Origin of the sequence: uncultured Gimesia sp., assembly GCF_963972345.1 — a bacterium.
GTDB lineage: Bacteria > Planctomycetota > Planctomycetia > Planctomycetales > Planctomycetaceae > Gimesia.
Genome location: NZ_CAXAVM010000008.1, coordinates 16,114 through 28,245, shown reverse-complemented (window position 1 = coordinate 28,245; position 12,132 = coordinate 16,114). Strand labels below are relative to the sequence as shown.

The 12,132-nt window shown below is 51.2% G+C and carries 9 protein-coding genes; 5 read left to right on the top strand and 4 right to left on the bottom strand.

The window, feature by feature from the left end:
- Positions 1 to 72 precede the first annotated feature (72 nt).
- A complete protein-coding gene (locus tag AACZ40_RS02415; RefSeq protein ID WP_291175852.1) occupies positions 73 to 1,197 on the top strand; it encodes a PASTA domain-containing protein in 1,125 nt (374 codons plus the stop codon).
- A 57-nt stretch (positions 1,198 to 1,254) separates the two neighbouring features.
- Here AACZ40_RS02415 and smpB read toward each other — a convergent pair whose 3' ends face one another.
- Both smpB and AACZ40_RS02405 read right to left on the bottom strand, forming a co-directional pair.
- Complete coding sequence (gene smpB / locus AACZ40_RS02410; RefSeq protein WP_339673086.1) at positions 1,255 to 1,749, bottom strand: SsrA-binding protein SmpB; 495 nt, start codon at positions 1,747 to 1,749, stop codon at positions 1,255 to 1,257.
- A gap of 244 nt (positions 1,750 to 1,993) precedes the next feature.
- A complete protein-coding gene (locus AACZ40_RS02405) occupies positions 1,994 to 2,731 on the bottom strand; it encodes a hypothetical protein (RefSeq protein ID WP_291175860.1) in 738 nt (245 codons plus the stop codon).
- A 460-nt stretch (positions 2,732 to 3,191) separates the two neighbouring features.
- On the opposite strand from AACZ40_RS02405, the gene AACZ40_RS02400 reads away from it, so the two are divergent.
- The 4 genes from AACZ40_RS02400 (at position 3,192) to yegQ (ending at position 10,415) form a co-directional block, all read left to right on the top strand.
- Positions 3,192 to 6,479 (top strand): PSD1 and planctomycete cytochrome C domain-containing protein, encoded by a 3,288-nt coding sequence (locus tag AACZ40_RS02400; protein WP_339673082.1) that lies wholly within the window; start codon positions 3,192 to 3,194, stop codon positions 6,477 to 6,479.
- 9 nt (positions 6,480 to 6,488) lie between these two features.
- A complete protein-coding gene (locus tag AACZ40_RS02395; protein ID WP_291175866.1) occupies positions 6,489 to 7,937 on the top strand; it encodes a DUF1501 domain-containing protein in 1,449 nt (482 codons plus the stop codon).
- A gap of 109 nt (positions 7,938 to 8,046) precedes the next feature.
- Positions 8,047 to 8,976 (top strand): sialate O-acetylesterase, encoded by a 930-nt coding sequence (locus AACZ40_RS02390; protein WP_291175870.1) that lies wholly within the window; start codon positions 8,047 to 8,049, stop codon positions 8,974 to 8,976.
- A gap of 71 nt (positions 8,977 to 9,047) precedes the next feature.
- On the top strand, positions 9,048 to 10,415 hold the full coding sequence (gene yegQ / locus AACZ40_RS02385; protein ID WP_291175873.1) for a tRNA 5-hydroxyuridine modification protein YegQ: 1,368 nt from the start codon (positions 9,048 to 9,050) through the stop codon (positions 10,413 to 10,415).
- 4 nt (positions 10,416 to 10,419) lie between these two features.
- Here the strand turns inward: yegQ and AACZ40_RS02380 are convergent, their stop codons facing one another.
- Together AACZ40_RS02380 and AACZ40_RS02375 are read right to left on the bottom strand one after the other, a co-directional pair.
- A complete protein-coding gene (locus AACZ40_RS02380; protein ID WP_291175875.1) occupies positions 10,420 to 11,142 on the bottom strand; it encodes a BON domain-containing protein in 723 nt (240 codons plus the stop codon).
- Between the two features lie 93 nt (positions 11,143 to 11,235).
- Complete coding sequence (locus AACZ40_RS02375; RefSeq protein WP_291175878.1) at positions 11,236 to 12,132, bottom strand: hypothetical protein; 897 nt, start codon at positions 12,130 to 12,132, stop codon at positions 11,236 to 11,238.

The following is a 12,132-nucleotide window of genomic DNA, read 5'->3' as shown; positions in this document are numbered from 1 at the left end:
TCGGGCCACCGCCAGTCTCACTGGCACAGAGAACTGCCAGACCTGCAATTCAGGGAAGGATTTGGATAAACAATGAAACTGAAACCTGTCTTACTTCAAAGTGCGCTCGTATTCACCTGCTGTGCTGCCGCGGGCCTGCTGCTGAGCAATCAGCTTTCCCAGGCGCTTGGGCAACAACCGGCCGCCAATCAGGAACCCGAGGTAGAACAACAACTGCCGGCTGCCCTGGAAGAGATCCTGCGAAACTGGGAACGGGAATCAGCCAAAATCGAAAAACTGGAAGGCAATCATCTTCGGCGTGAGTACGACGATGTATTTCAAATTGAGAAGAAATCGGAAGGCCGGTTTTATTACGAGCAGCCAGACAAGGGCCGGATTGATATTGCGGGAATGAAAATTCCTGAGGGTGCAAAAAGCGATAAGCCGAATGACAAAGGCGATTTCTATGCCTTGAAACCAGGGCAGGACGAACGCTGGATCTGTGATGGCAAGCGGATCTTTTCCATCGACGAAAATGAGAAAAAATACGAAGTCTTTCCGATTCCCCTGGAGCGACGCGGCGTCAATATCATGGAAGGGCCCCTGCCGTTTCTGTTTGGGATGCCAGCGAAAGTTGCCAAACAGCGTTACTTCCTGAAGCTGCTGGTGAATACGCCCGAGCAGATCATCATCGCTGCGAAACCACGTCGCAGAGCCGACGCAGCCAACTACCGCGAAGCAAAAATCAAGCTGGATCCGAAGACCTATTTACCGGCAGCCGTGCAACTGATTCATCCCAGCGGAAATCAATCGACCGTATATATCTTCAGCAATGTCGTCGCTAACAAGAACCGGGGAATCCTCGGAGGCATCTTTGGAAAAGATCCTTTCACTCCCGATCTGGACGACTACCGCCTGGAAGGAAAAGTGGTGGCAGACGCAGGAGAAGAAAACGTACAGCGTCCGGTTCCCAAAGCTGCCCCTGTTCAACAGGCAGCTTTCAAAGTTCCCAATATGGTTGGACACAACTATAAATCTGCCGAAGCCTTACTTCAAAAAATGGGCTTTCAGACTAAAGTATGGCCCGGTGATCCTGCGGAGGAGCCCAGACTGATCCACCACGTTTATCAGCAGGTCCCCGTACCAGGTGCTACTGCAAAAAAAGGTCAGACAGTTCACCTCAAACTGTATATCGATCCGAATAAAGAAAAGAATTAATTCGGAGAAGAAAATCCGACAGAACATTCAAAGCCCCGGGGAGAAATCTCCGGGGCCTTAATTATTTCTGGCTCGCATTGCCCGCTGGATATCCATGCGGGCGGAGTCTTTCTTGAGCTTTTCGCGTTTGTCGTGCAGTTTGCGGCCTTTGGCGATACCCAGTTTGACTTTCACCAGTCCGCGTGTGAAATACATGGTAAGCGGGATCAACGTCAGGCTGGAGTTTTCAGACCGCTCGGCGAATTTGCGGATCTCTGCTTTTTTCATCAGCAGTTTTCGCGGCCTGCGGGTCTGGTGGTTCATGGTATTGGCCTGCGGGTACAGGGCGATATCAACGTTGAACAGCCAGACTTCGTTTTCCTGCATCCGCGCAAAGCCTTCTTCGATCGAAACCTTATTGGCGCGAATACTTTTGACTTCACTGCCCGCCAGCACAATCCCGCAATCCAGCGTATCCAGGATTTCGTAGTTGTGCCGGGCTTTGCGGTTCTGGCAGATGGTACGTGAATTCGGGTCTTCTTTCGAAGCTTTCTTTTTCCCTTTTTTACCCATTACCAGCATCTCCAACTGCCGCCGACCAGTCTGGTGGTCTATCAATCCTGTCTTGACAGGTGGTCAATGTCAGGCGAGCACGCCAACGAGCGTGCGGACCATTTTGGCCAACGTGCCATTCGAGGTCTGATAAGACACTGGTTCAGCGACAGATTACTACTTGAGGTTAAAACTTACTTTAAATCGAGGGAAACCCATTCCTGATCGACACGCGTCTCTAAAAAGAGGTTCAGTCTGCTCCTCGTCAGGAATTGTCCGTTCGCACCTGCACCTGTAGGGCACCCAGCATGCGGGTAATCTGTTTTTCCTTACTGGAAATGAAAGGTACATTTTCCAGTACGATCGCCCGAGGTTCATTTCGCGGGTGCAGCACCAGTCTCCCGGAACGCAGCAGGAGATACTCAAAGATATCGCTGATTTCTTTGTCGATCTTCAGGTTTGGTGCAGAAAAACGTTCCAGATCGCTCAGGAAACCGTGGTGATGCAGGAGTTCATTGCCTTTGACTTCCCAGTAATCAAAGCGAACATAAATGCCCACACAGATAAAGATCAGCCCCAGGATTCCGGAAAACAGCCAGTACATCTGCGAATTCGCCCAGGGACGCAAACCTTTCAGCAGATTGGTCAGGGGAGGGACGATATCCGGATTAAACCGCAGGATCATCCAGGCCCCCATAAATATTGCAGCGCCCAGAAAGAACAGCGTCAGCGAAGTCGTACGTGGGAAATCAAATGCGAGGACGGTCAGATTAAATCCAAAGACCCCCAGAAAGATCAGCGCCATGACTTCCGCTACATGCTCACGCTCTCCACCGATGTGGGCGGATTCTCCCGCGAAGGTCATGAAAATCGCAGCAGCAACTGAAACCATCAGGGTCGGGTACAGAAATACGATTTTGGGATAGGAAATCAGGTAGATACTATCCTGAGAAAACTCTTTGTGAGTTCCTGGTTCTTTACTCAAATTAGTATCTTCAGTCATTGTCAAATCCCTTATGTGTAATCGCTGGTTGAATGACGCGGATGTGAACGTGTATTATGTCTGGCAGCAGTAAACGTTTCGATTCCCGGTGCGGATCATGAAACCATCGATCAATTTCTAATTTACCTGGAAATGGGGGAGCTACTTCCTGCAGCCGAAATACCGGACAGAATTCAGTTTATCGCGTTTGAACTTCCTGTTTTCCGTGCAGCAATAGTAGACGCGAAATGTTCGGACTTCAAGGCTGATCAACTCAGAAGCTGTCAGCCGTTTGGCTGCCGTCAATTCCTGACTGTACTCCAATCCTTCCAGCCCGACAGGTTCCCTTATTCGTATTGTCCTGATTATGAGTGAAACAATCTCTATTTTGTATAAAATATACAATGAAAAATATATATAATATATAAAAATCAAAAGTAAGCACTTATCACGGTTTGGGTTCCCTGGTTAATATTAATGTATGAGCATACGATATCCTCGACAAATTCGACCCGCCTCTTTCCTCATACTGTTGTTCCTGCTGACCGGATCTGCCAGGCCAGTCCAGTCTGCGGAAAAAGTAGACTACCTGAAAGAGATTAAGCCCCTCTTTGCAGAGAAGTGCTTTGCCTGTCACAGCGCTCTGAAAGAGGAAGCGGAGTTGCGTCTTGAGACCCGGGAGCTGATGCTCAAGGGAAGTTATTCGGGGGCCGTCATTCACCCTGGTAAGCCGGACGAGAGCATTCTGCTGGAGCGGATTCTGGCCAAAGGAGATGAGCAGATGCCGCCTCCTGAGGAAGGGTCGCGGCTGTCGGAGCATGACATTGCCCTCATCCGAACCTGGATTGAGCAGGGCGCCGTCACACCCAAAGAAGAGATTCCCGGTCGCCCCAAAGATCACTGGTCCTTTCAGGCACCCGTGAAGGCGAAGGTTCCCGATGTGGGCTTGAATAATCCGATTGATGCTTTTCTGGAAGTAAAACGGGAGCAGCAGGGGCTGGTGACTGTCGAACCGGCAGCGCGTCGAGTCTTGATTCGACGCGTTTACCTGGATCTGATCGGCCTGCCTCCGACACAGGAGGACATCGAACAGTTTGTGAACGACTCCTCTGAAGATGCTTACGGAAAAGTTGTACAAAAATTACTGGCGAGCCCGCAATACGGCGAACGCTGGGGACGCCACTGGATGGATATCTGGCGGTACACCGACTGGTATGGTCTGGGTAAGCAACTGCGTTACAGCCAGAAGCATATCTGGCACTGGCGCGACTGGATTATCGAATCGTTGAACCGTGACAGCAGTTATGCGGAAATGGTGCAGGACATGCTCGCCGCGGATGAACTGAAACCGACCGACCACGATGCACTGCGCGCTACCGGTTTTCTGGCGCGGCATTATTACCTGTTTAACCGAACAACCTGGCTGGACAGCACACTGGAGCATACTTCCAAAGCGTTTCTTGGTCTGACGATGAATTGTGCCAAGTGCCACGATCACAAATACGATCCACTGAGCCCCGTCGACTATTATTCAATGCGGGCAATCTTCGAGCCGTATCAGGTGCGCCTGGATCCCCTGCCGGGAGAAACCGATCTGGAACAGGATGGGTTGCCGCGCATCTTTGATGCCCACGCTGACACGAAAACTTATTTACATATCCGCGGCGATGAGAAAAATCCGGATCAGAGCCAGGCGATGCAGCCGGCCACTCCCGAGATATTCACTTTCGATGAATTCAAAGTCACGCCGGTTAAGCTTCCGGCGGAAGCGCATTACCCGGCCTTACAGGAGTTTGTCCTGCAGGATCAGCTGAAAGCAGCTAACGAAAAAATTGCTGCAGCTCAAAAAGTCTCTGAACAGGCAAAAACACAACTGGCGCAGTTGGAACAGTCATCACAGAACCAGGTGGCTGAAAACGTATCAGGTCAGGCAGCCACATTTGTGGAAGATGATTTCCAGTATGAAAAACCTGAATTCTGGACACTGGGGCCTGGTGAATGGTCCTACCTGGAAGGCAAACTGATCCAGACAAAAACCGGTTATGGGCGCGCCTCTTTGCGTTCAATCCCGAACCATCCCCGTGATTTCAAAGCCCGCTTCCAGTTCAAGACCACGGGAGGAGACAAATGGCGTTCTGTTGGCCTCGCGTTTGACGTGATCGGCGATCGGGAAAAGATGATCTACCTGAGTGCGGTTCAACCAGGGTCAAAGCTGCAGGTCTCTTATAAAGAAAATGGGAACTCTGTTTATCCCGCCGAGGGACGACATGCCTGCGAAGTGAAACTGAATCAATCCTATGAACTGGAGCTGAAAGTTCGAGGTCAACTGGTGAATGTCGCCATCAATGGCACGCATGCCCTTTCGTATCGGCTTCCGCTCCCGCGTGAAACCGGTCAACTGGAACTGCTGGCATTTGACGCCACAGCAGAGTTCGAACAGATCAGTATTCAGACTCTCGCATCGGATGAGACGATGATCGAAGGCAAGCAGCCTGCGAAAATGACACTCGAACTGGCGCAGGCAAAGTCGGTTCGTGCGCAGGCCAGCCTGCAGGCAGCGACGCTCTACCCGGAAACATTACGCACGGCTTATGCCGTCGAAAAAGCCCGCCTGAATGACGTTCCCGAAAACGAACTGACCACATTAACGCAGGCTGCGGCATTGGCAGCCCGGAAATATGAGCTGGCACTGGCTGAGGAAAAACTGGCGCAAGCGAGAGAAAAAGCGGAAACCGCCAGCGAAGATGCAAAGAAAAAACTGAGTAAAGAGATTACGGCTGCAGAGAAGCATGTTGAGACAGCAAAAGAAGCTGTCAGCAAGCCGGGTGAAAAATATACACGGGTCCGTGCCTCGCTGAAAGCACTGGAAGGTCCGGACGAAAAGGATGATACAAGACTGCAACCCTATCCCGAAACCAGTACCGGACGACGTTCGGCTCTGGCCCGCTGGATCACGCATCGGAAAAATCCATTAGCGGCGCGTGTTGCCGTGAATCATATCTGGCTGCGTCATTTTGGTGAACCACTGGTAGAAGATGTGACCGATTTCGGATTACGAGCAAAACGGCCGGTGCATCAGGATCTGCTCGACTGGCTGGCAGTGGATTTTATGGAACACGACTGGAGTATGAAGCATCTTCATCAGCTGATGGTGACTTCACAGGCGTATCAGCTCAGCATTTCTACCCGGAATGCAGAGCCGCAGAATCTGACGAAAGACGAAACGAACCGGTACTACTGGAAACGGAATACCGTTCGGATGGAATCAGAAGTGATTCGTGACAGCCTGCTGCACCTGGCGGGAGAACTGGATCTGACGATGGGCGGCCCCACGATTGATCCTGACAGGAATTCGGACAGCAGACGCCGCAGCCTGTATTTTACCTACTCGCGCGATTCGCAAGACAAATTCATCGGCATGTTTGATGCGGCTGATATCTTTGCCTGTTATCGTCGAAATGAAAGCGTCGTTCCCCAGCAGGCACTCACGCTGGCGAACAGTAAAGTCTCTTTGCAGATGGCCCGGAAGATCGTCGAAAAAATTCGCGCGGAGCATCCTTCGCTGAGTGATCAGGAATTTATCAGGCTGGCTTATGAGCGAATTCTGTGTGTGGAACCAATGCCTCGAGAACTCGAGATCTGTACTCAGGCGTTATTGGAAACACAGGCCACTTTAAAAGCAGCGAACCATCAGAACCCGACCTGGCGCTCACGCGAAAATCTGGTGCATGCCTTACTCAACCATAACGATTTCATTACGATCCGCTGAAGGCACGTCATGACAAATCATATTCAACAGACAGTATTACCTCGCCGCCATTTTCTGACGAACCTGAGTTCCGGACTGGCGGGGATTTCACTGGCATCACTGCTGCAGGACGAGTCCCGCGCTGCCGGCGTGCATCAGGCTCCGGATGGCCAGCCCCACTTTCCTCCTAAAGCGAAAAGTGTGATCTGGCTGTTTATGCGGGGCGGCGTGAGCCACATGGAGAGCTTTGATCCCAAGCCGATGCTCAACAAATACGCCGGGAAGTCCATCAGTGAAACTCCCTGGAAATCGGTGCAGGAATCGGAAAAGCTGAAACGCGTGCGTGTGGTTGTAGTTAACGATGCCAACGGTCAGCAGCGGAATAAAGTCTATCCCCTGCAGGTCGGTTATAAAAAGTATGGCGAGAGCGGGATTGAAGTCAGTGACTGGTTCCCTCACATCGGGGGATGCGTGGATGACCTGTCGATCGTGCGTTCCATGTGGACCACTGATGACAATCATGGTGCCCAGGTCCAGTTTCACTCCGGCCGACATATGCTGGATGGTCGTGTGCCGACCATCGGTGCCTGGGTGAACTATGGGCTCGGCTCACTCAATCAGAATTTGCCTCAGTTTATTAACATGGGACCTCGGTTTTTTGACGTCCGAGACGGTCACTATCTGGGACCTGCCTATGATTCGGTTCCTTTGAAAGTCGATCCCCAAAATCCACTGCCGTATGCGAAGCCGGAACTGGATCTCTCGAGTGCCGAGCAGAAAATTGAATTTTCGTTGATCAATCAACTCAATCAATTGAGTGCGGAAAAGTTTCCCCACGACAGTACCCTGCAGGCGCGCATTAAATCCTACGAACTGGCGTTTCGGATGCAGACTGCTGTGCCGGAAGTCATTCGTTTCGACCAGGAGACCAAAGAGACACAGGAACTGTATGGACTGCACCAGCCGGAAACGAAGGAATTCGGAATGCAGCTGCTGGCGGCGCGGCGGTTCGTCGAGAAGGGCGTACGCTTTATTCAGATTATGCACGGCGATGGTGCCGCCGGTGCATGGGATTCGCATTCGAATCTGAAGTCAGGTCACTCCAAACTGGCCAGACAGGTGGACCAGCCCACTGCCGGTCTGTTGAAAGATCTGAAACGTCGCGGGTTACTGAAAGACACGATCGTGGTGTTCGCAACCGAGTTCGGACGGACTCCCGGTTCGCAGGGAAGTAATGGCCGCGATCATCACCCATACGGGTTTTCCATCTGGATGGCCGGTGGTGGCATTAAAGGGGGCGTGGCCCATGGGACGACTGATGAACTCGGTTTCCATGCGGAAGCGAATCCGCATTATGTGACCGACGTGCATGCCACCCTGTTGAAGCAGCTGGGATTGAAAGCACAACGTCTGGAAGTCCCTGGCCATAAACGTCTTGAAATGGATTTTGGTCATCCGATTGACGAGATCATAGCCTGATCTGCCCTGCTACGATTTTCCGGGACCCGCTACGTCGGTATAATGCAGACCTGCGATTATTGATCGCCGCTGATGTCTTCTCTGCCGGTTTATAGTGAAAGGGTTCCCGATGATTCGTTCTCTGTGTATGGTTTTGCCGCTGGTTGTGTTTTCGCTGCTGGCGGGACCAGGTTCTGCAGTCGCAAAAACCTATCAGGTATATTTTCTGGGTGGTCAGTCCAATATGGATGGATATGGTTACACCAGAGACCTGCCTGTTGATCTCCAGCAGTCGGTTCCCGGCGTGCGGATCTTTCATGCGAATCCCGCGCCAGATGCCGTTCCCGTCGATGGCCGCGGACTCTGGTCCGAATTGAAACCCGGTCATGGGGTTGGTTTCAAGTCGGATGGCAAGGAGAATACTTATTCCAACCGGTTTGGCGTGGAACTTTCTTTCGCTAAAACGCTGCAGAAGCTGGATCCGGATGCGAATATCGCGTTGATCAAGATCTCGCGGGGAGGGACTTCAATCGCCGTCGATGCGGCCGGAAACTTTGGCTGCTGGGATCCTGATTTTGAAAAAGGGACAGGAAAAGGGCAGGGGATCAATCAGTATGACCATTTTCTGGCTGGCATGAAACGGGCACTGCAGACGACAGATATCGATAAGGATGGAGAAGCAGATGTCCTGGTTCCTGCAGGAATTGTCTGGATGCAAGGGGAAAGTGATGCCGCCTATACAGAAGAAATTGCGAAGGAGTATGAAGCCAACCTGAAGCGTCTTATGGACTTAATACGTGCAACGTTGTACGCAGATGACCTGCCTGTGGTGATCGGCCGCATTTCGGATTCGGGTGACAATCCGGAGGGAAAGGTCTGGAAATATGGTGACACGGTACGTGCAGCGCAGGCGGCTTTTGTAGAGAAAGACAAGCGTGCCGCGCTCGTGACCAGTACGGATGAGTATGGTTATTCTGATCGTTGGCACTATAATTCAGAAGGTTATCTGGATTTAGGCAGGAATTTTGCCCAGGCCCTATGGAAAGTTCCCCGGAACTAATACTATCCTGCCTTGAGTGATGTGCTTTCAAATCTACGTTTTTGAATATGAAAAGTGATACAGGTATCAGAATGAAACCGGAACTTCTTTCACCCGCGGGAACCCGTAAAGCCATGCAGTACGCGTATGCGTTTGGTGCAGACGCCGTTTATGCAGGTCAGCCCCGCTACAGTCTGCGTGTCCGGGAAAACGAATTCAACAAGCTGGAAGTGATGGCGGAAGCGGTCGAAGAAGCACATCGTCTCGGTAAGAAATTCTATATCGCCAGCAATATTGCCCCTCATAATCTGAAGGTACGGAGTTACCTGAAGAACATGGAACCGGTAATTGATATGAAGCCTGACGCGCTGATCATGTCAGATCCGGGTCTCATTATGATGGTGCGTGAGCGCTGGCCCGACGTTCCCATCCATCTGTCAGTGCAGGCAAACGCCGTCAATTATGCGACCGTCAAGTTCTGGCAGAAATTTGGGCTGACCCGCATCATTCTTTCGCGAGAACTTTCCATTAAAGAAGTCGCAGAGATCCAGGAAGAGTGTCCCGATATGGAACTGGAAGTATTCGTCCATGGTGCACTCTGTATCGCGTATTCCGGAAGATGTCTGCTGTCGGGGTATATGAATCACCGCGATTCCAATCAGGGGAACTGCACGAACGCCTGCCGCTGGGATTATAAAGTCAGTGACGCAGTGCAAACACTGGAAGGGGACATCGTATTAAAGAATCCACCCCCGCCACAAAACCCACAACTGCCGATTCTTGATAAGGTCTTTCTACTGGAAGAACCACAGCGTCCCGGCGAGTACATGCCCGCTTACGAAGATGAGCATGGCACCTATATTATGAATTCAAAAGATCTCAGGGCTGTTCAGCACGTGAAAACATTCACCGACATGGGAATCAGTTCTTTGAAGATTGAAGGGCGAACCAAGTCCTTCTTTTATGCAGCCCGGACGGCGCAGGTTTATCGTAAAGCCATTGATGATGCCGCTGCAGGCGTGGAGTTCAATGAAAACCTGCTGGAAATGCTCGACAGTCTTTCCAATCGAGGTTACACGGAAGGCTTCTTCCAGCGACACGCGTCCGAAAGCATGCAGAATTATGAGCATGGCCGTTCGATGGCAAATAAGCAGCAGTTTGTCGGCGATATCATCGACCGGGATGAGGATGGCATCATCGTGGATGTCAAAAACAAGTTTGGCCTGAACGATGAACTGGAGTTGATGACGCCGACCGGCAACACTGTCTTCAACCTGAATGCATTACTGAATCAGAAATCAGATTCGATTGAAGTGGCTCCGGGAAGTGGTCATGTTGTGAAAATTCCCTATGCTGAAAATCGGCTGGGTGACCGGGCTGATCAACTGACTGAGCATGATCACCAGTATGCACTGTTGATGAAGTCCGTCAAATCACCGGCGGAACCTTCACTCGCCTGATATGTCAGGGTTGGTTGATCTGAGTTGCGGGAGGCGGGATCACCGGTTGAGTTGCGACAATGAGCTCATTGTTGACAGTTCTGACTCCGGGTTCCAGCATCGCCAGAAATTCAACCAGCTTTCTGGCACCTGCAGAATCGACTTGGCCACGCAGTGTCACACTGTGGTCAGCATTCAACTGGAACTCGACATCGCGTAATTTTTCGTGGCGTTCTTTGATCCGTGTAAAGGAATCCCCCATCGAATTCTGTACGTTGCTCAGCGGAAGAGGGGCTGCAGAAAACGCGATGCGTAACTGAGGCCGGAATTCAGGAACCTTGGGCCCCGTCTGTCCGGTGTTATTCAGATTCTGCCCGTTTCGTAAGCCGCCAGTTGTAGCGCGGTTAAAGTTGCGATTCTGTCCGTTATTCGCGCCTGTGGCACCCTGAGTATTCGTGCGGCCGATAAAGTTATTCTGAGTGTCTTCAGACCGTCCGATAAATCCACTTTGGGGGTTGAGGTTATCAAAATTACCCATGGTCGAGAGACCAGACTGGGTACTGCCACTGCCGCCTGCCCGATTTCCGGAATTCAGATTTCCAACCGTTGTTCCTGTACTGCCACTATTCTGAGGAGTATTACTGCTGGACAGGCTCTGAACCTGTGCTTCGCCAGTCGCAGGCAGGGCAAACGCCAGACATGCATAAAGCATGGTGTAACAGGGATTTTTGAATTTCAGGCTGATCATGGGTAATCCGGAATGCGATTAATAACGGGATAAAATATTCTACTCAATTATAACATCGTCCACCTGTCCGCCAAGAAAATAATCTGTTTCCGGTTATTGCTCGGGGCTGTTCAATCGGAACTGCTGATAGCGGATCGACTGTTGAGAAGAACCCTCCTGTTCGGAAGTCTGATATCCAGCTTGCGTGACACGATTCTGCTGGTTGAGTAATTCACCCAACTGCTGTTCCAGACGACGGATACGCTCATCTCGTTCGTCTGCTGCAGGGGTCGTTGATTCCGCGTTGACCTGTTCAATCTTGCTGCTTTCTTCCAGTGTCTTTTTGAGCTGTCTGATTTTATTCTGCGGGGACAACTCCAGTTGTTTACCCCTTTCACGACGGGCCAGGGTATCGACTTCTACCTGGGCGTCCGGCTGATCGTTAACGGGAGTCTGTACAAGAGGTTCTGTTTTCACTTCAGGTGTGTGTCCCTCCAGTTTCACCGAAATCAGGCGTGAGTAAATTTCGGGAACATCTTTTTGAACCAGTTTCACACGGAGGGCGCATTCGACCTGATCTCTCCCTTTCCGGACATAAGGGATAAAGACCTGATAGGCTGGTCCGAGTGTTGATTCCACCGCATGGACCTGCCAGGCACCGGAGTCAAATTTGTATTGGTGAATTGGTTTGTTGGGAGTTTCGAGATTTCCCTGTTCATCATGAAGGTCAACATAAACGTCGCCCTTCACATAAACGGGGGAAGTATTATTATGTTGAAAGAACAACAGCTGACCGGCAAAACCCCTTGTTGGCTTGCCATCCACGCCTTTCCCTTCGGCCGCTTCCCAGAGTACGACGATATCGATGGCCGGTTTTTTGGCAGTCGCATACTTCGGGTCTGATTTCCAGTTCCATTGAGAGAGTGCCAGCGTCGTACATCCAGTGAGGGACGTCGAGGCACATAACATCAACAGCATGAAAAGTCTGACAGGCACAATCAGGTGTTTCAT

Coding starts and splice junctions, on each gene's coding strand:
- AACZ40_RS02400 (WP_339673082.1), top strand. CDS start 3,192: ATGAGCATACGATATCCTCGACAAATTCGACCCGCCTCTTTCCTCATA.
- AACZ40_RS02415 (WP_291175852.1), top strand. CDS start 73: ATGAAACTGAAACCTGTCTTACTTCAAAGTGCGCTCGTATTCACCTGC.
- AACZ40_RS02375 (WP_291175878.1), bottom strand. CDS start 12,132: ATGAAACACCTGATTGTGCCTGTCAGACTTTTCATGCTGTTGATGTTA.
- AACZ40_RS02390 (WP_291175870.1), top strand. CDS start 8,047: ATGATTCGTTCTCTGTGTATGGTTTTGCCGCTGGTTGTGTTTTCGCTG.
- AACZ40_RS02405 (WP_291175860.1), bottom strand. CDS start 2,731: ATGACTGAAGATACTAATTTGAGTAAAGAACCAGGAACTCACAAAGAG.
- AACZ40_RS02380 (WP_291175875.1), bottom strand. CDS start 11,142: ATGATCAGCCTGAAATTCAAAAATCCCTGTTACACCATGCTTTATGCA.
- smpB (WP_339673086.1), bottom strand. CDS start 1,749: ATGGGTAAAAAAGGGAAAAAGAAAGCTTCGAAAGAAGACCCGAATTCA.
- AACZ40_RS02395 (WP_291175866.1), top strand. CDS start 6,489: ATGACAAATCATATTCAACAGACAGTATTACCTCGCCGCCATTTTCTG.
- yegQ (WP_291175873.1), top strand. CDS start 9,048: ATGAAACCGGAACTTCTTTCACCCGCGGGAACCCGTAAAGCCATGCAG.